General features: G+C 61.5%; 23 protein-coding genes. 16 read left to right on the forward strand and 7 right to left on the reverse strand.

The features are described 5' to 3' along the window. Window positions 1-36: 36 nt before the first annotated feature. Together folK and folB are read right to left on the reverse strand one after the other, a co-directional pair. Window positions 37-561 (reverse strand): 2-amino-4-hydroxy-6-hydroxymethyldihydropteridine diphosphokinase, encoded by a 525-nt coding sequence (gene folK / locus DU490_RS07465; RefSeq protein WP_114573689.1) that lies wholly within the window; start codon window positions 559-561, stop codon window positions 37-39. Then, complete coding sequence (folB, locus tag DU490_RS07470) at window positions 561-926, reverse strand: dihydroneopterin aldolase (protein WP_114573690.1); 366 nt, start codon at window positions 924-926, stop codon at window positions 561-563. The genes folK and folB overlap by 1 nt, the downstream gene beginning before the upstream one ends. Window positions 927-1,086: 160 nt before the next feature. Here folB and plsY point away from each other — a divergent pair, with 160 nt between their 5' ends. After that, window positions 1,087-1,662 carry a glycerol-3-phosphate 1-O-acyltransferase PlsY gene (plsY, locus tag DU490_RS07475; protein ID WP_114573691.1) on the forward strand — a complete coding sequence of 192 codons (576 nt, stop codon included), beginning with the start codon at window positions 1,087-1,089 and terminating at the stop codon, window positions 1,660-1,662. A gap of 164 nt (window positions 1,663-1,826) precedes the next feature. On the opposite strand, the gene tsaD is transcribed toward plsY, so the two are convergent. Then, window positions 1,827-2,864 (reverse strand): tRNA (adenosine(37)-N6)-threonylcarbamoyltransferase complex transferase subunit TsaD, encoded by a 1,038-nt coding sequence (gene tsaD, locus DU490_RS07480; protein WP_114573692.1) that lies wholly within the window; start codon window positions 2,862-2,864, stop codon window positions 1,827-1,829. A gap of 329 nt (window positions 2,865-3,193) precedes the next feature. On the opposite strand from tsaD, the gene rpsU reads away from it, so the two are divergent. The 3 genes from rpsU (at window position 3,194) to rpoD (ending at window position 7,461) form a co-directional block, all read left to right on the forward strand. Beyond that, a complete protein-coding gene (gene rpsU, locus DU490_RS07485) occupies window positions 3,194-3,409 on the forward strand; it encodes a 30S ribosomal protein S21 (protein ID WP_010629611.1) in 216 nt (71 codons plus the stop codon). Between the two features lie 145 nt (window positions 3,410-3,554). Beyond that, window positions 3,555-5,375, forward strand: a complete 1,821-nt coding sequence (gene dnaG, locus DU490_RS07490; protein ID WP_114573693.1) for a DNA primase — start codon at window positions 3,555-3,557, stop codon at window positions 5,373-5,375. A 247-nt stretch (window positions 5,376-5,622) separates the two neighbouring features. Continuing rightward, window positions 5,623-7,461 (forward strand): RNA polymerase sigma factor RpoD, encoded by a 1,839-nt coding sequence (rpoD, locus tag DU490_RS07495; protein WP_114573694.1) that lies wholly within the window; start codon window positions 5,623-5,625, stop codon window positions 7,459-7,461. Between the two features lie 122 nt (window positions 7,462-7,583). Here the strand turns inward: rpoD and DU490_RS07500 are convergent, their stop codons facing one another. Both DU490_RS07500 and DU490_RS07505 read right to left on the reverse strand, forming a co-directional pair. Further along, window positions 7,584-8,237, reverse strand: a complete 654-nt coding sequence (locus tag DU490_RS07500; protein ID WP_114573716.1) for a hypothetical protein — start codon at window positions 8,235-8,237, stop codon at window positions 7,584-7,586. Window positions 8,238-8,289: 52 nt separating this feature from the next. Further along, window positions 8,290-9,240, reverse strand: a complete 951-nt coding sequence (locus DU490_RS07505; protein WP_114573695.1) for a LysR substrate-binding domain-containing protein — start codon at window positions 9,238-9,240, stop codon at window positions 8,290-8,292. Between the two features lie 173 nt (window positions 9,241-9,413). On the opposite strand from DU490_RS07505, the gene DU490_RS07510 reads away from it, so the two are divergent. From DU490_RS07510 to mtgA, 9 genes are all read left to right on the forward strand, one after another. After that, the gene (locus DU490_RS07510) at window positions 9,414-10,793 is read left to right on the forward strand and encodes an L-serine ammonia-lyase (protein ID WP_114573696.1); all 1,380 of its coding nucleotides are present in this window, start codon (window positions 9,414-9,416) and stop codon (window positions 10,791-10,793) included. 272 nt (window positions 10,794-11,065) lie between these two features. Beyond that, window positions 11,066-11,839, forward strand: coding sequence for an ABC transporter ATP-binding protein (locus DU490_RS07515; protein WP_043517073.1), 774 nt, complete (start codon window positions 11,066-11,068; stop codon window positions 11,837-11,839). Beyond that, window positions 11,836-12,588, forward strand: a complete 753-nt coding sequence (locus DU490_RS07520; RefSeq protein ID WP_220270467.1) for an ABC transporter ATP-binding protein — start codon at window positions 11,836-11,838, stop codon at window positions 12,586-12,588. The genes DU490_RS07515 and DU490_RS07520 overlap by 4 nt, the downstream gene beginning before the upstream one ends. 134 nt (window positions 12,589-12,722) lie before the next feature. Next, on the forward strand, window positions 12,723-13,946 hold the full coding sequence (locus DU490_RS07525) for an ABC transporter substrate-binding protein (RefSeq protein ID WP_114573697.1): 1,224 nt from the start codon (window positions 12,723-12,725) through the stop codon (window positions 13,944-13,946). A gap of 62 nt (window positions 13,947-14,008) precedes the next feature. After that, entirely contained in the window at window positions 14,009-14,896 is an 888-nt protein-coding gene (locus tag DU490_RS07530; RefSeq protein ID WP_114573698.1) for a branched-chain amino acid ABC transporter permease, read from the forward strand. A 4-nt stretch (window positions 14,897-14,900) separates the two neighbouring features. Next, the gene (locus tag DU490_RS07535; RefSeq protein ID WP_114573699.1) at window positions 14,901-15,884 is read left to right on the forward strand and encodes a branched-chain amino acid ABC transporter permease; all 984 of its coding nucleotides are present in this window, start codon (window positions 14,901-14,903) and stop codon (window positions 15,882-15,884) included. 461 nt (window positions 15,885-16,345) lie between these two features. Next, on the forward strand, window positions 16,346-17,455 hold the full coding sequence (locus DU490_RS07540; RefSeq protein ID WP_114573700.1) for an S-(hydroxymethyl)glutathione dehydrogenase/class III alcohol dehydrogenase: 1,110 nt from the start codon (window positions 16,346-16,348) through the stop codon (window positions 17,453-17,455). Window positions 17,456-17,595: 140 nt separating this feature from the next. Further along, window positions 17,596-18,450, forward strand: coding sequence for an S-formylglutathione hydrolase (fghA, locus tag DU490_RS07545; RefSeq protein ID WP_114573701.1), 855 nt, complete (start codon window positions 17,596-17,598; stop codon window positions 18,448-18,450). Window positions 18,451-18,474: 24 nt separating this feature from the next. Next, entirely contained in the window at window positions 18,475-19,188 is a 714-nt protein-coding gene (gene mtgA, locus DU490_RS07550; RefSeq protein ID WP_114573702.1) for a monofunctional biosynthetic peptidoglycan transglycosylase, read from the forward strand. A gap of 13 nt (window positions 19,189-19,201) precedes the next feature. On the opposite strand, the gene DU490_RS07555 is transcribed toward mtgA, so the two are convergent. Continuing rightward, complete coding sequence (locus DU490_RS07555; protein WP_114573703.1) at window positions 19,202-20,122, reverse strand: DMT family transporter; 921 nt, start codon at window positions 20,120-20,122, stop codon at window positions 19,202-19,204. 197 nt (window positions 20,123-20,319) lie between these two features. On the opposite strand from DU490_RS07555, the gene DU490_RS07560 reads away from it, so the two are divergent. From DU490_RS07560 to DU490_RS07570, 3 genes are all read left to right on the forward strand, one after another. Further along, complete coding sequence (locus DU490_RS07560; RefSeq protein ID WP_114573704.1) at window positions 20,320-20,715, forward strand: DUF4168 domain-containing protein; 396 nt, start codon at window positions 20,320-20,322, stop codon at window positions 20,713-20,715. Between the two features lie 149 nt (window positions 20,716-20,864). Next, a complete protein-coding gene (locus DU490_RS07565) occupies window positions 20,865-22,778 on the forward strand; it encodes a DUF294 nucleotidyltransferase-like domain-containing protein (RefSeq protein WP_114573705.1) in 1,914 nt (637 codons plus the stop codon). 3 nt (window positions 22,779-22,781) lie between these two features. Continuing rightward, window positions 22,782-23,507 (forward strand): 3'-5' exonuclease, encoded by a 726-nt coding sequence (locus tag DU490_RS07570; RefSeq protein ID WP_114573706.1) that lies wholly within the window; start codon window positions 22,782-22,784, stop codon window positions 23,505-23,507. A gap of 20 nt (window positions 23,508-23,527) precedes the next feature. Here DU490_RS07570 and DU490_RS07575 read toward each other — a convergent pair whose 3' ends face one another. Then, window positions 23,528-25,207 (reverse strand): sensor domain-containing phosphodiesterase, encoded by a 1,680-nt coding sequence (locus tag DU490_RS07575; protein ID WP_114573707.1) that lies wholly within the window; start codon window positions 25,205-25,207, stop codon window positions 23,528-23,530. Window positions 25,208-25,242: the final 35 nt, after the last annotated feature.

Consider the following 25,242-nt stretch of genomic DNA (forward strand, 5'->3'; position numbering starts at 1 on the left):
GGCGCCCGATAGTCACATCGCTCAGTCGTCGGCAGATTATGGCTGCATTTCCTGCCGAACCGCCGGAGGGTGCCAACTAAATACGACCGGCCAGAGACGTTGATCGGGTGAGTCGAAAGCGGCCCAGAGTTCGCGGTAGGTTCTCCCATCGCGGGGGTGGTGCACCTCCGGCAGCAGCTCGGCCAGCGGCTGCAGCACGAAGGCGTGCTCAAGAATTTCTCCCCGCGGCAGTTCTACCCCATCATGGCTTCCGACCAGGTCGCCTACCGTCAGCAGGTCGATGTCCAGAGTGCGGGGGCTGAACTTGGGACTCTCCTTGCGTCGGCCGTTGGCGAACTCCAGGCGCTTGCACCAGGCCTGAAGCTCCCCGACCGGCCAGTCGCTCTCGAAGGCGACGACAAGATTGAAGAAGTTGCGTCCATCCTCGAACCCCACCGGCTCGCTTTCGAAGACACGTGAGACCGCCAGGCTGCCGAAGGTGCCCGTCAAAGCATCCAGGCAGGCACGGACATGACGCTCACGGTCGATGTTGCTGCCGATGCTGGCGCTGACCAGAGCCATCACGCACCCTCCGGGCGAGTGCCGCGCTCGATGCGCACACCGACCGCGTTGGCGGCTGGCACAGCGCCGGGCTTGCGTACCGTCAGGCGCAGCCAGGGAATGGCGAACTCATCACGTAGCGTCGCCGCGAGTCGCTCACTGAAGGTTTCCACCAGGGCGAAGTCGTGGTCGCTGGCAAAGCGTGCGACCCTCTGGCTGACGGCGGCATAGTCAAGGGTGAAGGCGATATCGTCACTGGCGGCGGCGGGGCGAATGTCGGTGGCCAGCTCCAGATCGAGCAGCAATCGCTGCGTCACGGTGCGCTCCCAGTCGTAGACGCCGATCACGGTTTCCACAGCGAGCGATTCGATCAGTACACGGTCCATTGCGTCTCCCCTTGGGCGCAGGATGTTCCGGGCATCCGGTTTGGCGCCCGATTGTACGTGAGCCGATAGGGGGATGACAGGGACCCGTGCTGTCTTAACGGTGCTGCGGCTGGCAGAATTCGCCCACGAGAATGACAGGAGACGAACTCAGGTGACATCGATGGAGTGGCTGCTGACGCTACTGGGGTTGGGCTATCTCAGCGGGTCCTGGCTGGGTGCTCTGAGCGTTTGCCGAATAGCGGGCGTGGAGGACCCGCGTTTGGTGGGTTCCTGCAACCCGGGTTTCTCCAACGTACTGCGCGTGCATGGCCGCCGGCTGGCGATAGCGACCCTGATGCTGGACGCGGCCAAGGGCATGCCGGCACTCTGGCTGGCCCTGTGGCTTGGGCTGGCGCCCTGGGCTCAGGGCATGGTCGGCCTGGCGGTGCTGCTGGGGCATAGCTACCCCCTCTGGCACCGTTTCCGTGGTGGCAAGGCCGTCGCCAGTGCCTTCGGCGTGATGCTTGTCCTGACGCCCTGGGTGGCGCTGTGCTGTGCCCTGCTCTGGGCGGTCCTGGCCTGGCGCGTGCGCACCGCCGCGGTGGCCTCCCTGGCCAGTGCCGGCCTGGCGCCGCTGGTCAGCGTCTGGCTGGCGCCGGACTATGTCATCGTGGTGACGGCCTTTACCGCGCTGGTGCTGGCACGACATGTACTGAATATCCGGCGCCTTAGGCGTGGCGATGAGCAGGGGCTCTAGGAGCCTGGGCCTGGACAGGTTGCCAGGACAAGCAGCGCCGAGGGCAGGTTCGAGTGGAGGTCATTTGCCAGGGATGGCAAATGTAGCGCCCAGGGAAGGGTTCACAGCGCCTACACGAAGGCCTGCCCTCGGAGACGCTGCAGGAGAGAGAGCGTCGCCAGCCATCAGTTGCCGGTTGGTGCTCGCAGGATATCCATCGGCCAGCGTGGCACGGCCTTCATGATACCGATCTCGTCGCGCTCACCCGCCGCTAGCCGCTGAGCACCCACATAGGCGATCATTGCCCCGTTGTCGGTGCAGAAGCGGCCGCGGGGATAGTAGGCGCGGGCGCTGCGCTTTTCGGTCTCCCGCTCCAGCCGTTCCCGTAGGCGTACATTGGCGCTGACGCCGCCCGCCACCACCAGCCGCTTGAGGTCGGTGGCATCCAGCGCACGGCGGCACTTGATCACCAGCGTGTCGACCACCGCCTCCTCGAAGGCTCGGGCTACGTCGGCCCGGGCCTGGTCGTCGAGCGTGCCATCCTGCTTCAGCCGTTTCAGGGTGGTCAGGGTGTGGGTCTTCAGCCCCGAGAAGCTGAAGTCGAGCCCCGGACGATCAGTCATGGGGCGCGGGAAGCGAAAGCGCCCAGGATCGCCCCGTTCGGCGAGCTGTGCCACCTGGGGTCCCCCCGGGTAGGATAGCCCCAGCATTTTTGCCGCCTTGTCGAAGGCTTCGCCGGCGGCATCGTCCACTGATTCCCCCAGCAGTCGGTAGCTGCCCAGCCCCTGGACCTCGACCAGCTGAGTGTGCCCACCCGATACCAGCAGCGCCACAAAGGGGAAGGCCGGTGGCGACGTTTCCAGCATCGGTGCCAGCAGGTGCCCCTCCATGTGATGGACCCCCAGTACGGGTATGCCCAGTGCGCGTGCCATGCCATGAGCAGTGCTGGCACCCACCATCAGGGCACCGACCAGCCCTGGGCCCGCGGTGTAGGCAATCGCATCCAGTTCGGTGCGTGATGCCCCCGCCTCGTCGAGTACCTGCTGTATCAGCGGCAACAGCCGGCGGGTGTGGTCCCGCGAAGCGAGCTCGGGTACCACGCCACCGTATTCGGCGTGCATGGCGACCTGGCTGTAGAGCGCGTCGGCGACCAGGCCTCGTTCGGTGTCGTAAAGCGCGACGCCGGTTTCGTCGCAGGAGGTTTCGATGCCGAGTACTAGCATGGGGTGGGCTCGCGGAAGGGATAAAGCAGCATTCTAGCAAATCGGACGCTGGTTGACCGCGGCCTGCCTTAACGGCAGGTGTCGTGCCGTTAACGTCTCTGCCATGGTCATTGATGCAGTGCCAAGAATTTGCAAAGACTCGGTCTGGCGTCTAGAATACTGTGCGCTGTAGGACTGGGTCGTGCATCCAGCAGGAGAGCTTTCGCTTTTTCATGGGGTCTTGGCATTGGCGGCTTGCTGTCGATCGGGATTGCGTGATGACGGGAGTCGTCCGGAGAGGGTGTGCGTACAAACCGAACTCAAGAAATTTTAAGGTAGGTGAGTGCTTAATGCCTTCTGTAAAAGTACGTGATAATGAGCCGTTTGACGTAGCGCTGCGTCGTTTCAAGCGTTCCTGCGAAAAAGCCGGCATTCTGTCCGAGGTTCGCCGTCGCGAGCACTACGAGAAGCCGACTGCAGAGCGCAAGCGCAAGGCAGCCGCCGCGGTGAAGCGTCACGCCAAGAAGCTCCAGCGTGAGCGGAAGCGTTTCGAAAGGCTCTATTGATCCGTACGATGGGGTAGTCGAGGAGCTTTGCTTCGGCTGTTCCGGAAGGATGACCAAGCGGCCGCCGGCGGGTGGCCGTTTGTTTTTACGCTGAGCCCGCCGCGCCCTTTATCCGCCTGTCCAGTCTGGAGGAGGCGATATCCCCATGGCCGGTCAGATACCGCAACGTTTCATCGATGACTTGTTGGCTCGCGTCGACGTGGTCGAAGTGGTGGGTGAGCGGGTGCAACTGAAGAAGGCCGGGCGCAATCATGCTGGGCTTTGCCCGTTTCATCAGGAAAAGACGCCGTCGTTTACCGTCAGTGCCGACAAGCAGTTCTACCACTGTTTCGGCTGCGGCGCTCACGGCAACGCCCTGCGCTTTCTGATGGAGTACGACAATCTGCCCTTCCCCGAGGCCGTCGAGCAGTTGGCTTCCCGGCTTGGCCTGGACGTGCCGCGTGAAGGTGCCGACGACCCTCGTGCCCAGGCTCGGGAGCGCAGGCGCCAGGAGGGCATCAACCTGCTGGAGATTTCGGCAAGCTTCTTTCGGGAGCGCCTGAAAATGCCGGAAGGGCAGGGCGCTCGCCACTATCTGGCAGAGCGCGGCCTCTCGCCGGAGATTCAGGCGGCGTTCGGGATCGGCTATGCACCTGACGAGTGGGGGTCGCTGAAGCGCCACCTGTCGGCGCGGGAGATTCCCGAGGCCGTTCAGATCGAGTACGGGCTGCTGGTTCACCGCGAAGAGAATGGGCGAACCTACGATCGCTTCCGCGACCGGGTGATATTCCCGATTCGCGACGTTCGAGGTCGAACTATCGCCTTCGGCGGGCGGGTGCTGGGCGATGCCAAGCCCAAGTACCTGAACTCGCCCGAGACGCCGGTGTTTCACAAGGGGCGCGAGCTCTACGGGCTGTTCGAGGCGCGCCAGGCCAATACGCGCCTGGAGCGGCTGGTGATCGTCGAAGGCTACATGGACGTGGTAGCCCTGGCTCAGTTCGGGATTCGCAATGTCGTGGCTACCCTGGGTACCTCGACCAGCGAGGATCACCTGTCGCGGCTGTTCCGCATGGTCGACGAGGTGGTGTTCTGCTTCGACGGGGACCGCGCCGGCCGCCAGGCGGCTAGTCGTGCGCTGGAAGTCGTCTTGCCGTTGATGATCGATGGCCGGCAGGCGCGCTTCCTGTTCCTGCCCGAGGGGGAAGATCCGGATACTCTGGTGCGGCGCGAGGGGGCAGAGGCCTTTGTTGACCGAATCACCTGCGCCAGCCCGCTTTCGGAGTTGCTTTTCGACCAGGCAGCGCGGGGGCGTGATCTGGCGCGCATTGAGGACCGCGAGCGCTATGCCAGCCAGGTTCTGGCGGCCATCGGCGAACTTCCGGAGGGTCTGCTGAAATCAATGATGCTCAATGAGCTTTCGCGGCGCACCGGTGTCGAACGATCACGCTTCGAGGCGTTGATGGCGCGGGCCGAGCAAGGTGCGGGACAGCCTGTCGAGTCGGCAGTGCTACCCGCCTCGAAGGCGTCGCCGGTCGTGAAGGGGGCGGGCGCTGTGACGCGCCCCGGCCGAGTGGGGCTGGTGGCACGAATACTACAGTTGTTGCTGCATGAGCCGATATTGGTAGAGCGCTTGCCGGAAGCGGACGACTGGTACCCCGGGGGTGACCCGGACGTTCCTCTCTGTCGCGAGGTGGTACGGCTGTTGCGGGCCGGTCGTTACCGCAGCGGGCAGGTCTTGCTGGCACATTTCCACGGCAGCGACCAGGGGCGGCGGTTGGCGACACTGGTCAAGCGTGAAATGCTTATTCCTCGTGACGCCAGGGCCCGGGAGCTCGATGGCCTGGTCGAGCATTTTCGTCGCCACCAGATGCGGCCGTCGTGCCAGGAACAGATCGATGCGCTGCTGGCAAGGCAGCGGTCGGGAGAACGGCTTTCACCCGAGGAGCGGCAGCGCCTCATGGCGCTGCTGACCGAGCTGGGAAGTTGAAAGCAAGCATCACGGATGGCGAAGGATGTTGGCGGTGGGGTTGAATTCTTGTCCACCATCACCACATAGGGAGCATGGATTCGCCCCCCGCGATAGCACAACCGAACAAATTAACACACCTGAGTGACCGAGCAAATGGGTCGAACTGGCGGAAAGACATGATTAACCGCTATACTGTTCGGCTTGATGAGTTTTCTCCACCCAGTGCTTCAGGTGTTTCATTCTTCTTCGTCGAGATAGGGTTTCTATGGCTGGAAATGCGCAGCAGCAGTCACGTCTGAAGGAGTTGATCGCGCGCGGCAAGGAGCAGGGTTACCTGACCTATGCCGAGGTCAACGACCACCTTCCCGAAGATATCGCCGACCCCGATCAGGTGGAAGATATCATCGGCATGATCAATGACATGGGCATCAGTGTCGTCGAGGAAGCCCCCGATGAAGATACCCTGATGATGTCTGATCACTCCACCGACGAATCGGCCGCCGAAGAGGCAGTGGCCGCGCTGGCTGCGGTGGAGAGTGACGTGGGGCGGACCACCGACCCGGTGCGCATGTACATGCGCGAAATGGGCACCGTCGAACTGCTGACTCGTGAAGGCGAAATCGAGATCGCCAAGCGCATCGAGGAGGGCACTCGAGAAGTCATGTCGGCGTTGGCCTGGCTGCCCGGTGCTGTGGAGTCGATTCTCGACGCCTACGATGCTACTCAGGACGAGGAAGCACCCGGTCGGCTGTCGGACCTGTTCTCCGGTTTCATCGACCCCGACGAAGGCATCCCCGGTGTCGCCGAGGCCGAAGTGCCTGAGGAAGAGTCGAGCGACGAAGCGGCGAGCGAAGACGACGAGGATGGCGAGGCTGAGGAAGAGACCACTAGTGGCCCCGATCCCGAGGAGGCCAAGGCGCGGTTCGAGCAGATACGCCAACAGAACGAGTTGGTGCGTGTCGCCATGGAGGCACGCGGTCGTCACTCCGCGGAAGCCAGGGCCGAGCTGACGCGGCTCGCCGAGCTGTTCTCACCGATCAAGCTGGTGCCGAAGCACTTCGAACGCCTGGTCAATCAGGTGCGGATCAGCGTCGAGCAGGTGAGGGCCCAGGAAAAGGCGGTCATGCAGATGTTCGTCAAGAAGGCGCGTGTGCCGCGCAAGACGTTCATCAAGGCATTTCCGGGCAACGAGTCGCGTCAGGATTGGCTTGATGACTTCATCGGCAAGCATGCCAAGTATACTGACCGTCTCGAGGCCATGCGCGGTGATATTCAGCGCTCCCAGCGGCGAATCGCCTTCGAGGAGGACATGGTCCAGTTGGCTGTGCCGGAGCTCAAGGAGATCAATCGTCGGCTCTCCATCGGCGAGGCCAAGGCACGTCGGGCGAAGAAGGAAATGGTCGAGGCCAACCTGCGCCTGGTTATCTCGATCGCCAAAAAGTATACCAATCGTGGGCTGCAGTTCCTGGATCTGATCCAGGAGGGCAACATTGGCCTGATGAAGGCGGTGGACAAATTCGAGTACCGGCGTGGCTACAAGTTCTCGACTTACGCCACCTGGTGGATTCGCCAGGCGATCACCCGCTCGATCGCCGACCAGGCGCGAACCATCCGTATCCCGGTGCACATGATCGAGACCATCAACAAGCTCAATCGCGTATCGCGGCAGATGCTCCAGGAGATGGGGCGCGAGCCGACGCCGGAGGAGCTCGGCGAGCGCCTCGAGATGCCCGAGGACAAGGTGCGCAAGGTGCTCAAGATCGCCAAGGAGCCGATCTCCATGGAGACGCCCATCGGCGACGACGACGACTCGCACCTCGGTGACTTCATCGAGGACGGCACCATGCTGCTGCCTGTCGACCTGGCCACCGGCGAAGGCCTGATCGAGGCTACTCGCAACGTGCTGGGTGGGTTAACCGCCCGCGAGGCCAAGGTGCTGCGCATGCGTTTCGGCATCGACATGAACACAGATCACACCCTCGAGGAGGTCGGCAAGCAGTTCGATGTCACCCGTGAGCGGATTCGCCAGATCGAGGCCAAGGCATTGCGCAAGCTGCGTCACCCGAGCCGCTCGGAGCCGCTGCGCTCGTTCCTCGACGAATAAATTCTCTCACCGGTTTGCAATGATCGGTTTGCAATGAGTGTGCAACGACAACGCCCGCTGCCTTGGCAGCGGGCGTTGTCGTTGGGATGTGCCCCGCACCTTGCGCGGGCATGCAAGGGTATTCAGCCGCTTTGTGCGTTGTGCCAGCGCCGCGCCAGCAGCATAAGCTCGATCACGGCGATCAGGATCAGTGCGTAGCCCAGCAGTTCCACCACCTCCTCGGCGGCATCCTTGAAGGTGCGTACGTAGTTCTCCTCCAGGATAGCCTTCCAGAACGCACCGCGTCCGTAGAGCCGAGAAAAGACGTAGGTGGTCAGTACGCCGGCGGCGAAGAGGCCGAAGGAGAGGCTGTTGGCATAGCCGGCGAACTCCTCGACGAAACGGTGACGACGGCGAATGACCCAGTAGAGGATGGGGACGATGACCAGTGTAACCAGTACCTGCCAGGTGTGATCGGCCACCCACAGGTCCAGCCAGTAATCCTGCTCGCGAATCAGTGAACTGAACACGAAGGCAAAGATCAGCAGTGTCACATTGGGCATTACCCTCAGCACTTGGCGCGTGTAGAGCAGCAGCGCCGAAGCGATAGCCAGCAGCGCACTCTGGGCCAGCTCGGTGAAGCCATGCTCCGAGAAGCGTACCTCCGGAAAGTAGAGGGCCTCGTAGTAGGCTCCCTGGGCCAGGGCAGCGATGAGCAAGATATACAGTGCCGCGCGGACACAGGTGGCGCGAAAGCCGATCGGCCAGGGTTGGCCGGGAGGTGTGTCTTGGGACATCGAAAGCATCCGGGACAGTGAGTAGGCAAAGCCGCGCGTCATTGTATCGTCATCAATTCATGTTGCCTACGCTGTTACCGGCATCAGGGGTTGTCCGGTTTGCCTCCTCGACGATCCAGTCGTGGACTGCGGCCACACGGCGGTCGTCCAGTGCGCCGCTGGTGTGCACGATGCCGTAGCGCTTGCCGGTAGGAATCCGATGGGGGAGGGGCGCAATTAGTGCGCCCGTGCTGAGCTCATTGGTGAGCAGCGCCTGGCGGGCGATGGCGACACCCATGCCGGCAACTGCCGCCTCCATGGTCAAGCGATGTCGATTGAAGGTATAGCCGCGACGGGCATTAAGCGGTGGCGCTTCCACCGCTTCAAGGTAGTGCTCCCATTCGGCGTAGGGGTGCCCACCACGCCAGGCGGTGACGTCGTGCAGCAGCGGGTACCAGGCCAGCTCCTCAGGGCGCGACAGGGATGGCCGGTGGCGCAACAGGGCCGGCGCGCAGACAGGAAAGATCACCTCCTCCATCAGCGGCGTGATGGCCAGGCCGGGGTAGTGGCCGTCATTGAGGTCAATGGCCAGGTCGAAGTCGCCCTCGCGCAGCGACAGGCTGCTGTCCTCGGCGATGATCTGCAGCTCGATGTCGGGAAGGCGCGCCTGCAGTCGCGGCAGGCGTGGCATCAGCCACTTGCTGAGGAAGGCAGGTACGCTGCGCACCCGGATGATGCCGCTCATCACGCCGCTACGCAGGCGCTTAACTTCGAGGCCGACCGACTGGTAGGCCTCTTCCACCACATCGGCCAGTCGGCGTCCCTCCTCGGTTAGCTCCAGGCGACGCGGCAGGCGACGGAATAGCTTGAAGCCCAGGCGCTCTTCCAACTGCTTGATCTGCTGGCTTACGGCCCCGGTGGTCACGTGCAGCTCATCGGCGGCGCGAGTGAAGGAGAGGTGGCGTGCACTGATGGCGAAGACCTTGAGCCAGGCATGGGTCTGAGCGTGAAGTAGGCGGCTCATGGTTTAGTCAATCTATACTCAGTAGGGAGATATTCTCGTTTGCCCGAGGGCGTTCATAGCACCACCATAGAATCCAACGGGCTTGGATGGCAATAGCGTTTAGTTAGACTCATCCATTATGGCCCTTTCGGAACGGATACGATCGGCAGCCGCCGACCAGACAAGGTGATTACATGGCACTCAGCGTCTTCGATCTGTTCAAGATCGGCATCGGCCCCTCCAGCTCACACACCGTTGGTCCGATGCGCGCCGCCTGCGACTTCGTTCAGGCGCTGCGCGAACAGGACATGCTGGAGCGAGTTGCGCGCATCGAGGTGCGGTTGTTCGGCTCGCTTTGCGCCACCGGCAAGGGCCATGGTACCGACAGGGCAGTGATCATGGGCCTGATGGGCGAGCGCCCCGACCGCATCGACCCGTCTATTGTCGGCCCCTGTCTCGAGGAGCTCTTCGAGTCCAGTACACTCCAACTCGATGGCCGTTTGTCGATTCCCTTTCTCTGGACCCGCGACATGCAGTGGTACGAGGAGTGCCTGCGCTATCACCCCAACGCCATGACTCTGGTCGCTCATGGCCATAGCGATGAGTTGTGGCGCAACACCTATTATTCAGTGGGTGGCGGCTTCGTGGTCGACGAAACACAGGCCGCCCGTGGTGAACTCGACGCCGATAGCACGGCGCTGCCCTACGACTTCAACTCCGCTGCCGAACTCATGGCGCTGTGCCGTATGCACGACCTGCGCATCAGTGAGCTGATGATGGAGAACGAGAAGGCCTGGCGTAGCGAAGCGGAAGTGCGCGCCGAGCTGTGGAAAGTGTGGGAGGCGATGCAGGTCTGTGTCGAGACTGGCCTGAACAATGAGGGGGTGTTGCCCGGCGGGCTCAACGTACGTCGTCGTGCAGCGGCCCTGCATCGCCACCTGTTGGCAGCGGAAGATGATGCCTGCGTGATCGCCTCGACATTTTCGGCAATGGACTGGGTCAATGTCTTCGCCCTGGCGGTCAACGAGGAAAATGCCGCCGGGGGGCGCATGGTCACCGCACCTACCAACGGTGCGGCGGGTATCATCCCTGCAGTGCTGCACTACTATATGAAGTTCAAGGCCGGAGCCAGCGAGAAAGACGTGGTCGACTTCCTGCTCGCCGCGGGTGCCGTGGGCATGCTGTGCAAGAAGAACGCCTCCATCTCCGGCGCCGAAGTCGGCTGCCAGGGCGAGGTGGGTTCGGCCTGTGCCATGGCGGCTGCCGGTCTTGCCGAGGTCATGGGGGGCAGCGTGGCACAGGTCGAGAATGCGGCAGAGATCGGCCTGGAACACAATCTTGGCCTGACCTGCGATCCGGTGGGTGGGTTGGTCCAGGTTCCCTGCATCGAGCGCAACGCCATCGCCTCGGTCAAGGCGATCAATGCCGCTCAGATGGCGCTGCGGGGGGATGGTGAGCACTTCATCTCGCTGGATAAGGTGATTCGCACCATGCGCGATACCGGTCGTGATATGCAGGAAAAGTACAAGGAGACATCCCGCGGCGGACTGGCGGTGAACGCCATCGAATGCTGAACGATAAAGACGCTTGCGTATCAACCGACTATGCTGATTCCACGCGATGCCCTCTGCGGCATCGCGTTTTTGTTTGCAAGCTATTGAAGTCGCGGCCTTCTACGCCATTGGTCGAGTTCGACGCTTCAGGAGTTGCCCTGCGGGTGTCTCTCCTCTAGCTTACGTTAACGTAAAGGTTAGAAAGCCCCGGCTGGTTCATCGCAGCCACTGCTTTCACGACAAAGACAACAAATCAGCGCGAATCGCCAGCGGCGATCCAAAGAGGACGTCACATGACCCAGGAGTTCATACTGGAGACTCGAGGGTTGACCAAGCAGTTTCGCGGCTTCACCGCCGTGGACGATGTCAACCTGCAGGTCCGGGAAGGACATATCCACGCCTTGATCGGGCCCAACGGCGCCGGCAAGACGACCGTCTTCAACCTCCTCACCAAATTCCTGCCGCCGACCCGCGGTGAGATTCTCTATCGCGACAAGTCGATCACGAAGATGAAGGCCAACGAGATCGCCCGGTTGGGCCTCGTGCGCTCCTTTCAGATATCAGCCGTGTTCGCCCACATGACAGCGCTGGAAAACGTCCGTGTGGCCCTGCAGCGGCCTATCGGTACCTCTTTTCACTTCTGGAAGTCCGAACGTACACTCGACCATCTCAATGACCGTGCCATGGATCTGCTGGAACAGGTGGGGCTGGCCGAATACGCCGATGTCCTTACCGTGGAGATGCCCTATGGGCGCAAGCGGGCATTGGAGGTTGCCACCACGATGGCCCTGGAACCAACACTCATGCTTCTTGACGAACCCACCCAGGGCATGGGGGCAGAGGATGTCGACCGCATCGTCGAACTGATTCGCCAGGTGGCCAAGGGCCGTACCATCTTGATGGTGGAGCACAACCTCAGCGTGGTGAGCCGGCTTTGCGATCGGATCACCGTGTTGGCCCGCGGCGCGGTGTTGGCCGAAGGTGACTACAAGGCGGTTTCGGCAAACCCGCTGGTCAAGGAAGCCTATATGGGCACCGAGGTAGAGGAAGAGGAGGCCAGCGCATGAACCAACTAGCCGAGCAGCCCAGCAAGGCACAGTACCGGGACCATGACGGTGCCGAAATGCTGCGGGTCAGTGACCTGCACGCCTTCTACGGCGAGTCGCATATCCTTCACGGTGTCGATTTCGACGTGAAACGCGGTGAACTGGTCACCCTTCTCGGTCGAAACGGTGCCGGGCGAAGCACTACGCTCAAGGCGATCATGAACATGGTTGGCCGGCGTACCGGCTCGATCATGATTAACGGTACCGAGACCCTCGACATGAAGCCACACCGTATCCCGCGGCTGGGTGTGGGCTACTGTCCGGAAGAGCGCGGCATCTTCGCCAGCCTTGATGTCGAGGAGAACCTGCTGTTGCCGCCCACGGTACGCTCCGGCGGCATGAGTCTCGACGAAATCTACGAGATGTTTCCCAATCTCTACGAGCGTCGCCGCAGCCAGGGAACCCGCCTTTCCGGCGGTGAGCAGCAGATGCTGGCCATGGCGCGCATCCTGCGCACCGGTGCTCGCATGCTGCTGCTCGATGAAATCACCGAAGGCCTGGCGCCGGTCATCGTGCAGACGCTGGGTGAGGTGCTGGTCAAGCTCAGGGATAGGGGCATGACCATCGTGTTGGTGGAGCAAAACTTCCGCTTTGCCGCACCACTTGCCGACCGCCATTACGTGATGGAGCACGGGCGAATCATCGAGGAGATCTCGGCGGCCGAGCTGCCTTCGAAGCGTGATCATCTCCATACTTTGCTGGGGGTCTGAGCCACCGCGCTCAACCATCGGCTTAACACAACGATAACTGTCGTCAAGAACCGGAGCAGCGACGCAGCTACCAGCAGCGTTCGCCACAACAAGTCACAACAACAAGCAGTCCCGATGGGACTACGGAGACGTAAATGACCTTCATCAAGAAGACTCTTGCCAGCAGTATCGCCATTGCCGCCGCCGCCGCACTGGCAGCAACTAGCGCCCAGGCAGAAATCAGCGACGGGGAAGTGCGAATCGGCTACCTGGCCGATATGTCCGGCACCTACCGTGACCTGGCCGGACCGGGTGGTCTGGAGGCGCTGCGCATGGCCGTCGAGGATTTCGGTGGCAGCGTCAACGGGGCGCCGATCGAAGTCTTCAGTGCCGACGACCGCAACAGCGCCGATGTCGGTGCCAATACCGTGCGTGAGTGGGTCGATACCCGCAACGTCGATATGGTCGCCGGCATGGTGGCGTCTTCCGTGACCATCGCGGTCACCAATGTGCTCGAGGCCAATGACAAGCTTGGAATCATCTCGGGCTCCGCTGCCTCAAGCATCACCAACGAGCACTGCACGCCCAATCATATTCACTGGGTCTATGACACCTATCCGCTGGCCAACGGCACTGCCAAGGCCATCGTCGACCAGGGCGGCGACAGCTGGTTCATGCTGACTGCCGACTACGCGTTCGGTCATGCCCTGGAAGGTGATGTGACCCGGGTCGTGGAAGAGAGCGGCGGTGAAGTGGTCGGCGGCGTGCGCCACCCGTTCCCGACCGATGACTTTTCCTCCTATATCCTTCAGGCCCAGGGCTCCGGTGCCAAGATCATCGGTCTGGCCAACGCCGGGGCGGACACCGTCAACGCCATCAGCACCGCAGCCCAGTTCGGTGTGGTGGAAGCGGGCCAACAACTCGCCGGCCTGCTGGTCTTCTTGAATGACGTCCATGCCATGGGCCTCGAGACCACACAGGGTCTGCTGCTGACCACCGGTTGGTACTGGAACATGGATGACGAGGCGCGCGAATGGTCCGAGCGCTACTACGAGCGCATGAACCGTATGCCGACCATGGTCCAGGCGGGCGTCTATTCCAGCACCATGCACTACCTGAAGGCCGTCGAGGCAACCGGCAGCGATGATGCAACCACCGTGCGCGAGTACATGATGGAGCAGCCGATCAACGACTTCTTCGCCCGCAATGGACGCCTGCGTGAAGATGGACGCATGATCCACGACATGTACCTGGCCGAGGTGAAGTCGCCGGCGGACTCGACTGGCGAGTGGGACCTCTATGAGATCCTTGCCACCATTCCTGCCGAAGAAGCCTACCGTCCGCTTTCCGAAAGCCAGTGCAAGCTGGTCCAGAACTGAGCGGTGCAAGACACGGCGGCGGCCATTGGCCGTCGCCCCTCTGACGGCGAGGAGAACCTAACATGACGATGATATTTGGGGTGCCGTTGGCGGTGTTCATGGGCCAGCTGCTGCTGGGCCTGATCAACGGTGCCTTTTACGCCTTGCTGAGTCTGGGCCTGGCGGTGATCTTCGGCCTGCTGAAGATCGTCAATTTCGCCCACGGGGCGATGTATATGCTGGGTGCCTTCGCCACCCTGCTGGGGATGCGCTACCTGGGTATCAACTACTGGGCGGCTCTGCTGTTGGCGCCACTGGTCGTTGGCCTGTTCGGTATGGTGCTCGAGCGGCTTATGCTGCGGCGTATCGGCCATCTGGACCATCTCTATGGCTTGCTGCTGACCTTCGGTCTGGCACTGATTTTCGAAGGCACGCTGGTCAATTTCTTCGGGGTGTCGGGCGCGCGATATCCGACACCGGAAGCCCTGCAGGGCGGCTTCCAGACGGGCTTCATGTTCCTGCCCGTCTATCGGGCCTGGGTACTGCTGGCGGCGCTGGTCGTCTGCCTCGGTACCTGGTTCATCATCGAGCGTACACGGCTCGGTGCCTACCTGCGGGCCGGAACCGAGAACCCCGCGCTGATGCAGTCATTCGGCGTCAACGTGCCGCTGTTGATCACGCTCACCTATGGTTTCGGCGTGGCGCTGGCCGCCTTTGCCGGCGTGCTGGCGGCACCGCTCTATCCGGTCTCTCCGACCATGGGCTCCAATCTGTTGATCGTGGTGTTCGCCGTGGTGGTCATCGGGGGCATGGGCTCGATTCTGGGGGCCATCCTGACCGGCCTGGGCATGGGCCTGATCGAGGGCCTGACCAAGGTGTACTATCCCGAGGCAGCCAACACCGTGATCTTCCTGGTCATGATCCTGGTGTTGATGCTTAGACCCGCCGGACTCTTCGGCAAGGAGGCATGACATCATGGCCACGACTCAAACCTTGACCCCTGTCATGGAGCGCCAGCGTCGAGCAAACATGAGACGCAATGCCTTTTATCTGGCGCTGATCGTGGTGGGGCTGCTGGCACCCTTCGTCGCCTATCCGGTCTTCCTGATGAAGGTGCTGACCTTCGCGCTGTTTGCCTGCGCCTTCAACCTACTGCTCGGCTATGCCGGTCTCCTCTCCTTCGGTCATGCCGCCTTCCTGGCTACTGGTGGTTACGTTACCGGTTACCTGCTGTCGAGCTATCCGGGGCTGACGCCGGAACTGGGCATTCTCGTCGGCACCGGTGCCGCGGTGCTGCTGGGAGTCGCCTTTGGCGCGCTGGCGATCCGTCGGCAGGGCATCTACTTCGCCATGGTGACACTGGCGCTGGCGCAGCTCATGTTCTTCTTCTACATACAGGCGCCGTTTACCGGCGGTGAAGATGGCCTGCACGGTGTGCCGCGGGGAGACCTGTTCGGTTTCATCAGCCTGCGCAGTAACCTGGCGATGTACTATTTCGTCTTCGCGATCTTCCTGATCGGCTTTGCCATCGTGCAGCGCGCCGTGCACTCACCCTTCGGCCAAGTGCTCAAGGCGATTCGTGAGAACGAGCCACGGGCGGTATCGCTGGGCTACAACGTCGATGCCTACAAGCTTCTGGCCTTCGTGATCTCCGCTGGCCTGGCAGGCCTGGCTGGCTCCACCAAGACCATCGTCTTCCAGCTGGCTTCGCTGACCGATGCCCACTGGCATATGTCGGGTGAAGTCATCCTGATGACGCTGCTCGGCGGTGTGGGCACCCTGTTCGGTCCAGTGGTCGGCGCCAGCCTGGTTGTCAGTCTGCAGCATATGCTGGCGCAGTCGCCAATGGGCAACTGGGTCAACGTCATCCTGGGCCTGATCTTCGTGATTTGCGTACTCAGTTTCCGCAGCGGTATCGTCGGTGAGATCATCAAGATGTATCGCAAGAACTTCAGGTAGCATAGCGGGACGGGACTTGCCATGCCATCGGGCGCCTCACGGGGCGCCCGATGGCGTTTAAGCCGGTACAGGAGTGCGCTGCCGATCTCGCCTGGCAATTTGGACGATCGATCCATGGTCGTTACCTCTCTAGGATGGTGCTGCGGTCATCTGCTCTTCGGTGAGGCGGATCTGGCGAGTGGTGGGATAGAACAGGGTGGTGCCCAGTTGGTTCTTCAGCTGCTGACGAGACAACTGACATGGGAGTTGGAAACCTTGGGATGCCGGACGGTAGCGGCAAAGGTTTCCGCGTGAACCACGTCGATGAAGGCTTCGATCCTGTCCCGGCGTTGCATGGGTCACCTCTCGCATGGATTGTTGTTGTTGAGCGATAATGTCGTGTGTTTAATGCACTTTATCCCAAGACGTCGCATTGCCTAGACTAATCGATGGAAAAAACATAATCGAATGAGGTCACCTCTATGAAATCACGCGCTGCCATTGCCATGGCTGCCGGCAAGCCGCTGGAGCTGGTTGAAATTGACGTCGAGGGGCCCAAGGCCGGCGAGGTGCTGGTGCGCATTGCGGCCACCAGCGTCTGCCACACCGACGCTTTCACACTCTCAGGCGCCGACCCGGAAGGACTCTTCCCCTCGGTGCTGGGCCATGAGGGAGCAGGGGTCGTCGAGGAAGTGGGCGACGGCGTCACCAGCCTCAAGCCCGGTGATCATGTCATTCCGCTCTATACCGCCGAGTGTGGCAAGTGCAAGTTCTGCCTTTCCGGGAAGACCAACCTGTGCCAGGCGGTGCGCGCCACCCAGGGCCAGGGCCTGATGCCCGATGGCACCTCGCGCTTCTCGCTGGATGGCAAGATGCTGCATCACTACATGGGCTGTTCCACCTTCTCGGAGTATACCGTGGTGCCCGAGGTGTCGCTGGCGGTGGTCTCCAAGGAGGCGCCACTGGACAAGATCTGCCTGCTCGGCTGCGGCGTGACCACCGGCATTGGCGCGGTGCTCAATACCGCCAAGGTGGAGCCGGGCTCGACTGTCGCCGTGTTCGGCCTGGGTGCCATCGGCCTGGCGGTGATCCAGGGCGCACAGATGGCCAAGGCCAGCCGCATCATCGCCATCGACGTCAACCCGGACAAGTTCGAACTGGCACGCCAGTTCGGTGCCACCGATTTCGTCAATCCCAAGGAGCACAGCGACCCGATCCAGCAGGTGATCGTCGACCTGACCGACGGCGGGGTCGACTACTCCTTCGAGTGCATCGGCAACGTCAACGTGATGCGCTCGGCGCTGGAGTGCTGCCACAAAGGCTGGGGCGAGTCGGTGATCATCGGCGTGGCCGGGGCCGGCGAGGAGATATCCACGCGGCCGTTCCAGCTGGTCACTGGGCGAGTATGGCGCGGCTCGGCGTTCGGCGGCGTGAAGGGCAGAAGCGAATTGCCGGGCTACGTCGAGCGCTACATGAACGGCGAGATCAATATCGACGACTTCATCACCCACGACATGCCGTTCGAGAAGATCAACGAGGCTTTTGAGCTGCTGCATGCGGGGAAGAGCATTCGTACCGTGCTTCGCTATTGATTCGTGCCCGAAGCCGCACGATGGGCGTGATACGTGCCGAAGCGCGAGGATGTTATGTTACAGGGGCTGTGCATAAGGATCTGCCACCCATTAGCCGTTCCGGTCGTTGCCTGTTGGGGCGACCGTGAGGAGAACGAACGATGAGCATGACCGAAAAGCTTGAACTGGTATCGGCAAACAAGAGTTTCGGTGGCTGGCACAAGCGTTACCGGCACCATTCGCGGGCGCTTGATTGTGAGATGGTATTCGCCATTTACCTGCCGCCCCAGGCCGAGACCGAGCGGGTGCCGCTGCTCTGGTGGCTGTCAGGGTTGACCTGCAGTGACGAGAATTTCATGCAGAAAGCCGGCGCGCATCGTGTGGCCGCCGAACTTGGCATTGCCATCATTTGCCCCGACACCAGCCCGCGAGGCACCGACCTGCCGGGTGAGCATGATAGCTACGATCTCGGCTCCGGTGCAGGATTCTACGTCAATGCTTCCCGGGAGCCCTGGAAGAAGCATTACCGGATGTATGACTACGTGACCGAGGAGCTGCCCTCCGTGGTTCGGCAGCACTTTCCGGTCAATGGCCGCGAAGCCATCAGCGGACACTCCATGGGCGGTCACGGGGCTTTGATCATGGCGCTGCGTCGTCCCGGCCACTACCGCTCGGTCTCGGCATTTGCACCGGTCGTCAATCCCAGCCAGTGCCCCTGGGGGCGCAAGGCCTTCCACGAATACCTGGGCGAAGACCCTGGCAGTTGGACCCAGTATGATGCCTGCGAACTGGTGGCCAAGGGGGCGTCGAGCCAGCCCCTGTTCATCGATCAGGGTGAGGAAGACGATTTTCTTGTCGAGCAATTGAAGCCTGAACGCCTCGAGGCGGTATGCCGTACTCATGACCACCCACTGACGCTGCGCCGTCAGCCTGGGTATGATCACAGCTACTACTTCATTGCCAGCTTCATTGAGGAACACCTGCGCTATCATGCTGAGTATCTATTCAAACGCTGATCAACTACTGCTGTCAGGCGTGACATGATTCGCGCTGTTCTCTTCCGTGTATTGCGCTGGGCTGCCCTGGTCGGGGTCGCCTTCGTCGTGTTGTCGCTGGTGCTGGTGCTGATGATGCGCTACGTGCCGGCTTACGGCTCGATGGTGATGCTGGAACGCAAGATCGAGGCCTGGCTCTCCGGCGAGTCGTTGCCAATCCAGCATCAGTGGCGCCCGTGGGAGGAACTCTCCGACCACGCCAAGTTGGCGGTGATAGCCGCCGAGGACCAGCGCTTTCCCGATCATCGCGGCTTCGATGTCTCTGAGATGCGCCGCGCCTGGGAAGCCAGCCGCTCTGGTGCTCGCCTGCGCGGTGCCAGCACCATCAGCCAGCAGACCGCCAAGAATCTGTTCCTCTGGACCGGGCGTAGCTGGCTCCGCAAGGGGTTCGAGGCCTGGTTTACCCTGCTGATCGAGACGCTGTGGCCAAAGGAGCGAATTCTCGAGGTCTACCTGAATATCGTCGAGTGGGACAATGGTGTGTTTGGTCTTGAAGCGGCCGGGCAGCACTACTTCGGCGTATCAGCCAGTCAACTGAACGAGGTACAGGCGAGTCGACTGGCAGCCATACTGCCCAATCCCCGAGCTTGGGATGCCGCGCGGCCGGGCCCACAGACGGAGCGGCGCAGCCAGTGGATACGCCAGCAGATGCGCAACCTCGGTGGTTCGCGCTACCTGGAACGGCTGGCCGCCGATTGAGCCACTGTTTATATCAGGCCTGTCCCTGCGGCTTATAGCGAACGGCCAGCACGACGCCGACAATGGTGACGACCATGCCCACCAGGCCGATCCATGGCAGCCGCTCATCGAACAGCCACCAGGCCTGCAGCGCCGTGACCGGTGGTACCAGGTAGAACAGGCTCGCTACACGTGAGGCCTCTCCACGCCGAATCAGTGCCATCAGCAGCAGGATTGCACTGATCGACAACACCAGTACCAGCCAAGCCATGGTCATTACGAAGGTGGGGCTCCAGTCGATGCTGCGCTCCTCGAACAGCAGGGCGCCGATTCCCAGAAGGCAGCCTGCTGCCAGGTATTGCACCACGGTGCCGGAAAGCAAAGGCATGCCGGTGCAGAACCGCTTCTGGTAGAGCGTGCCCAGGGTTATGCCCGCCAATGCGGCCAGGATGCAGGCCAGGGCGCCCAGGCCGAATCCTTGAAACAGCGCCGTCCCCGGGTCGAGCTTGCTGCCCAGCACCATGACGATGCCGGCAAGGCCCAGCAATAGCCCCAGCCACTGAATCGCAGTGATTCTCTCGCCCAGCAGCGGGCTTGCCAGTGTGGCCGTCAGCAATGGTTGAAGACCCACTAGCAGAGCAGCCAGGCCTGCCGGCATTCCCAGGTAGATACCGTAGAAGACACCGCCCAGGTAGGCGCCGTGCACCAGCATCCCGGAAACGCCGATGTGCGCCCATAGTCGGCCCCCTTGTGGCCAGCCGCCCTTGAACAGCTTGACCATCGGCACCAGCAGCATGAGTGTCAGCATGAAGCGCACGAAAAGGAAGGTGAAGGGTTCGGCATGAGGCAAACCGAACTTGGCGCCGATGAAGCCGGTGCTCCAGAGGGCGACGAACAGCACCGGCATGCCGGCCAGCAGTGCTGTATCGAGCCGTGAGGGTGCAGGTGCGTTCATTGACAGACAGCATCCATATCTGAGTAGAAGAGTAGGGACGATACTTTGTCTCGAGGCGCGGGAAAAGCTAGCAGGATAAGTTTTTCATGACGAGCTTGTTGCATTCCGTTACATTAAAATTTTGAACCCAAGCTCCTCACCCTCGTCTTAGTTCCACGTACAGCAACACACCCACGCAATACGTTTGGAGGTATTTCATGCAACGGATGACTGCACTCTTCTCGGCCGCCCTGCTCACAGTCGGTCTCATGGCCGTTCAGGCACACGCCCAGGATGCAACGCAAGATCCGACTGCCGACCCGCAGCAGCCGCAGGCAATCGCTCCGGCGCAAGATTTTTCGGACGACCAACTGCAGCAGTTTGCCGATGCGTCTCAGGACATCGCGGTGATTTCCCAGGAGTATACCGAGCGTTTGCATGCCGCTGAGGATGAGCAGACTCAGCAGGAAGTGCGAATGGAAGCCAACGACATGATGGTGGAGGTTGTTGAGGATAGCGGTCTCGACGTAGATACCTTCAACGCTATCGGGCACGCCATCCAGCAGGATCCCGAGCTGATGCAGCGTGTGCAGCAGATGGCCGAGCAAACCTGATGTGACGGCGCAATGCCAGCATGTCATCGAAAGGCCACCCTTGGGTGGCCTTTCTGCTGTTGAGTGAATCGTCTCTTGGTGCTTTACAGCCTGGAGAGAGCCTTACACACTGACTGCCAACCAATCTTGCGCTGACAGCGGGGTGACGCATGGAAGTGGAACTGCTGGAAATTCGCCAGCACATGAGTCGCTTTTCTCCTTTCGAGGGTCTCTCCGACGACCTGCTCGACGCATTGGCCGGACAGGTAGAGGTGGCTTACTTCAAGGCGGGCAGCGATATCCTGGTGCTCGATCAGGGGCTGCATGAGCTGTGCTATATCCGCAGCGGTGCCGTGGAGGTCTATCGTCGCAACGGCGATCTCTACAATCGCCTGGGCGAAGGAGACATATTCGGCCACTTCAGTCTGCTACGGAATCATCGGGTGCGTTTCCCGGCGCGGGCGCTGGAAGACACCCTGGTCTATTTTATCCCCGAGCCGTTGTTTCATCAGCTCTGTGAGTTCGACGAGCATTTCGCCGACTTCGTGGAGCTGGGCCGGCCACGTATGGAGGCCGCGGTGGAACAGCACAAGCAAGCCAACGACATGATGATCACTCGGGTGCGCAAGCTGCTGACGCGCTATCCCGTCATGATCGAGGCCACCACGACAGTTCAGGAGGCGGCGCGCCTGATAGGAGACGCCCAGGCGTCGGCCGCGTTGGTACTGGATGCACCGGATGACAATCCACGCTGCACCTTCACCGATAGCGAAGACCGCCCCTGGAAGGTCCGTGGCATCTTGACCGACAGTGACTTTCGCACCCGGGTCGTGGCCGAGGGGCTTTCGCCTGGCACCCCGGTCGGTGAGCTGCTCGGGGAGGGTCTGATCACCATTCAGTCTGACGAATCGGTGCATGAGGCCATGTTGTGCATGCTGCGCAACAACATCCATCATCTCCCGGTTCTGCATCGCCGACGCCCGGTGGGTATCGTGCATCTCTCGGATATCATCCGCTACGAAACCCATAGCAGCCTCTACCTGGTTAGCAATATCTTCAACCAGTCCAGCGCCGTGGGATTGGCCAAGCTGGCCCCCGATGTGCGCGCTGCCTTCGTTCGCATGGTGGAAGAGGGCGCCAACTCACAGATGGTGGGTAGTGCCCTGTCGACCATCGGCCGCAGCTTCACCCGTCGCTTGCTGGAGCTGGCCGAAGAGGAGCTGGGTCCGCCACCGGTTCCCTACTGCTTCATGGTCAACGGCTCCATGGCGCGCAACGAGCAGTCGCTCGTCACCGACCAGGACCACGCCCTGGTCCTCTCCGACAATTTCGATGCCAAACGCCACGATGCCTACTTCCTGGCCTTGGCAAAGCGTGTCAGCGATGGCCTCGATGCCTGCGGCTACCCGTATTGCAAGGGGGAAGTGATGGCAACCAACGGCAAGTGGCGCCAGCCCCTCTCGGTGTGGAAACGCTACTTCAGCGACTGGATCGACGATCCCACCCCGGAGCGACTGCTACACAGTTCGATCTTCTTCGACCTGGACAGCAGCTACGGCGAAGAGGCGTATGTCGAACAGCTACAGGACCTGGTGGCGCAGAAGGCGCCGAAGAGCCCCTTGTTCCTGGCGGCCCTGGCTCGCAATGCCTTGAACCGCACACCTCCGCTGGGTTTTTTTCGGACCTTCGTGATGGAAAAGGATGGCAAGCACAACAATTCCATTAACCTCAAGCGACGCGGTACGGCACCCATGGTCGACCTGGTCCGAGTGCATGCGCTGGCCTGCGGCTCTCAAGCGCAGAACAGCTTCGAGCGACTCGACGCTATCGGCAATACCCAGCTGTTGGCACCGGGAGCCGGCGAGAAGCTGCGTTATGCGCTGGAACTGATTGCCATGGCACGAATACGCCACCAGGTCATTGATATCCAGAATGACCAAGTCCCGGACAACAACATCGAGCCGGAGAACGTCGAGGATAGCGAGCGCCATAACCTGAAGGACGCTTTTCAGGTCCTGAGTAACGCACAAAAATTTCTCAAGTATCGTTATCCGTTGCCGGTGCGCATCGGCCGGGCTCGCTAGGCTATGCTCTCACATCACCTGTCTCCAACGCGTGCTCTGCCCAGTTGGCCGGCGTATCTTGCCGCGCGAGCTGGCGAAGTCTCGCCGCCAGAACTGGTCAGCTACTTTGCCGCCGGCTGCCCGGCCCCCGACACCCCCATCGGCGAGGTATCGTTGGTGGCGCTTGACCTGGAAACCACCGGGCTCGATGCGCGTCGTCACGATATTGTCAGCATCGGCCTGGTGCCTTTCACCCTCGGTCGCATTCGCTGGGCTGAACGTCGCTATTGGGTGGTGCGTCCAATCCGGCCCCTGTCCAGTGAATCGATCACCTTCCATCGCATCACTCATTCGGAAATCGCCGAGGCGCCAGATCTGTCGACGGTGTTACCCGAACTGCTCGAGGTCATGGCTGGCCGTCTCGCCGTGGTGCACTTTCGTCATATCGAGCGGCCCTTCCTGGATGAGGCGGCTAGATCACATCTGAGAGAGGGGCTCCGATTTCCGGTCATCGATACCATGTCCCTGGAGGCACGGCGGTACCGGCTCTCGCTGTGGGCGCGCTTCAGGCGCTGGATGCGCCGGCCACCGGTATCGATACGGCTGAGCGATAGCCGGGCCCGCTATGGTCTGCCGGCGTATCAGGGGCATCATGCGCTACTCGATGCCCTGGCCACTGCCGAACTGCTTCAGGCCCAGATTGCCACCCACTATCGATCCCAGGTGACGATTGGTGAGTTATGGAGTTAGTCGTTACGGGGCTGGATGGCTCAAAGCCAGAGGTCGGCAAATGTCTTTCCGTCCACTGGCCTGCCGTAGTAGAAACCCTGTACACCGGTGCAGCCTAGCGCCCGCAGTGCCTCGGCTTGTTCCACTTCCTCGACGCCTTCAGCCACGGTGTGCATCCCCAGTGTTTCTGCCATGGCGATGATGGTGGCAACGATGGCGTGATCGTGACTGCTCTTGAGCATGTCCTGTACGAAGGACATGTCGATCTTCAGTGTATCGGCGGCAAAGCGCTTGAGATAGGTCAGTGAAGAATAGCCGGTGCCGAAGTCGTCGATCGCCAGGCCGAAGCCGGCATCATGCAGGGCGCGGGTGATGCGCACGGTCTGTTCAGGATTGCGCATCAGCCCGCTTTCGGTAAGCTCGAGGCCGAGCCGTCCCGGTGCCACCCGAGTTGCGAGGCGCTGTACATGTTCCGCCAGGCGCGGATCATCCATCTGTTGAGCCGAGACGTTGACGCACAACCGCCCATTAAAAGGCTTGTCCTGAGCATCCCAGGTATGCAACTGGTTGCACGCTTCATCCAGTACCCAGTCGCCCAGTTGCCGGATCAGCCCCTGCTCCTCGGCCAGGGGAATGAAGGTTCCGGGGCTGACATGGCCGAGAACCTCGTCATGCCAGCGGCAGAGCGCTTCTGCACCACTCAACTTGCCGCTCTTGAGGCAGAACTGGGGCTGGTAGTGCAGTGCCAGGCCACCCTGGTTCAGTGTCTCGATGAAGCGCAGTTGCAGGAATTCTTTCTGGTGCAGTTCATCGGCCATGTTGGTATTGAAAAAGCGCGTTCGGCTGTCGTCTCGCTTGGCATGATTGAGCGCGATGCTGGCGTGCTGGAACAGTGATTGAGCGTTATCGGCATCCCGTGGGAAGAGTGCCGCGCCGACACTGGCCGAAATCGAGAAGCTTCGATCGGCGATCTGGATCGGCGGCGAGAGGCTATTGCGGTAACGCTCGATCGCATAAGCCATGGCAACCGGGCGAGTATTGGTCAACAGCACCATGAACTCGTCGCCTCCCAGGCGAGCGACGAACTCCCCGGGCTTGGCCTGGGCTCTGAACCGGCCGGCGATATCAGCAAGTAGCAGGTCTCCTCGCTCATGACCCTGGGTATCGTTGATGTGCCGAAAGCGATGGAGGTCGAGATACAGAAGCCCCAGGCTCTTGCCCTGAAGTTGGGTCTGGTCGCAAGCCTCCTGAAGCCGCTCCATGAAGTGCCGACGGTTCGGCAGCCCCGTTATGCTGTCCCAATAGATCAGTTGCTCGATGTGCTGGTCGTTGCTGCGGCGGGTCTCCTCCGCCAACTGGCGGGCCATTTCGGCGCCAGCCTGGGTGGCGGCGATGCGCAGCACTTCCGGCCCATAGGCGGGAAGAGATAACGGGCGATTGCACAACAGTGCCATCAGGCCTAGCAATACCCCATTCGGTGTTCGCAGGGGGACGCCGATGTAGCTTTGCGCACCGAGTTCCCGAAGCAGTGCTTTATCGGGGAAGCGTTCCTGGAGGCTATTGGGGAACTGGCAGATTTCGTTGTTCAAGACGTGTTCGCAAGGGGAACTGGCCAGTTCATAGGTTGTGGCAGGTTGCGTATTCCGGGTCATCGTGACCGACCGTTCCGTTCTATCGTGACCGCCTGTTCCGGGCCATCGTGACCGCCCATTCCGTTTCATCGTGACCGATTTCGGCGTCTTCCCCGGAATCCACG

Origin of the sequence: Halomonas sp. DQ26W (genome assembly GCF_003339685.1) — a bacterium.
Classification (GTDB): domain Bacteria; phylum Pseudomonadota; class Gammaproteobacteria; order Pseudomonadales; family Halomonadaceae; genus Halomonas.

Excerpts from the sequence above, each read along its gene's own strand:
- folK (WP_114573689.1), bottom strand. The coding sequence starts at position 561 with ATGGCTCTGGTCAGCGCCAGCATCGGCAGCAACATCGACCGTGAGCGT.
- folB (WP_114573690.1), bottom strand. The coding sequence starts at position 926 with ATGGACCGTGTACTGATCGAATCGCTCGCTGTGGAAACCGTGATCGGC.
- plsY (WP_114573691.1), top strand. The coding sequence starts at position 1,087 with ATGGAGTGGCTGCTGACGCTACTGGGGTTGGGCTATCTCAGCGGGTCC.
- tsaD (WP_114573692.1), bottom strand. The coding sequence starts at position 2,864 with ATGCTAGTACTCGGCATCGAAACCTCCTGCGACGAAACCGGCGTCGCG.
- rpsU (WP_010629611.1), top strand. The coding sequence starts at position 3,194 with ATGCCTTCTGTAAAAGTACGTGATAATGAGCCGTTTGACGTAGCGCTG.
- dnaG (WP_114573693.1), top strand. The coding sequence starts at position 3,555 with ATGGCCGGTCAGATACCGCAACGTTTCATCGATGACTTGTTGGCTCGC.
- rpoD (WP_114573694.1), top strand. The coding sequence starts at position 5,623 with ATGGCTGGAAATGCGCAGCAGCAGTCACGTCTGAAGGAGTTGATCGCG.
- DU490_RS07500 (WP_114573716.1), bottom strand. The coding sequence starts at position 8,237 with ATGTCCCAAGACACACCTCCCGGCCAACCCTGGCCGATCGGCTTTCGC.
- DU490_RS07505 (WP_114573695.1), bottom strand. The coding sequence starts at position 9,240 with ATGAGCCGCCTACTTCACGCTCAGACCCATGCCTGGCTCAAGGTCTTC.
- DU490_RS07510 (WP_114573696.1), top strand. The coding sequence starts at position 9,414 with ATGGCACTCAGCGTCTTCGATCTGTTCAAGATCGGCATCGGCCCCTCC.
- DU490_RS07515 (WP_043517073.1), top strand. The coding sequence starts at position 11,066 with ATGACCCAGGAGTTCATACTGGAGACTCGAGGGTTGACCAAGCAGTTT.
- DU490_RS07520 (WP_220270467.1), top strand. The coding sequence starts at position 11,836 with ATGAACCAACTAGCCGAGCAGCCCAGCAAGGCACAGTACCGGGACCAT.
- DU490_RS07525 (WP_114573697.1), top strand. The coding sequence starts at position 12,723 with ATGACCTTCATCAAGAAGACTCTTGCCAGCAGTATCGCCATTGCCGCC.
- DU490_RS07530 (WP_114573698.1), top strand. The coding sequence starts at position 14,009 with ATGACGATGATATTTGGGGTGCCGTTGGCGGTGTTCATGGGCCAGCTG.
- DU490_RS07535 (WP_114573699.1), top strand. The coding sequence starts at position 14,901 with ATGGCCACGACTCAAACCTTGACCCCTGTCATGGAGCGCCAGCGTCGA.
- DU490_RS07540 (WP_114573700.1), top strand. The coding sequence starts at position 16,346 with ATGAAATCACGCGCTGCCATTGCCATGGCTGCCGGCAAGCCGCTGGAG.
- fghA (WP_114573701.1), top strand. The coding sequence starts at position 17,596 with ATGAGCATGACCGAAAAGCTTGAACTGGTATCGGCAAACAAGAGTTTC.
- mtgA (WP_114573702.1), top strand. The coding sequence starts at position 18,475 with ATGATTCGCGCTGTTCTCTTCCGTGTATTGCGCTGGGCTGCCCTGGTC.
- DU490_RS07555 (WP_114573703.1), bottom strand. The coding sequence starts at position 20,122 with ATGAACGCACCTGCACCCTCACGGCTCGATACAGCACTGCTGGCCGGC.
- DU490_RS07560 (WP_114573704.1), top strand. The coding sequence starts at position 20,320 with ATGCAACGGATGACTGCACTCTTCTCGGCCGCCCTGCTCACAGTCGGT.
- DU490_RS07565 (WP_114573705.1), top strand. The coding sequence starts at position 20,865 with ATGGAAGTGGAACTGCTGGAAATTCGCCAGCACATGAGTCGCTTTTCT.
- DU490_RS07570 (WP_114573706.1), top strand. The coding sequence starts at position 22,782 with ATGCTCTCACATCACCTGTCTCCAACGCGTGCTCTGCCCAGTTGGCCG.
- DU490_RS07575 (WP_114573707.1), bottom strand. The coding sequence starts at position 25,207 with ATGAAACGGAATGGGCGGTCACGATGGCCCGGAACAGGCGGTCACGAT.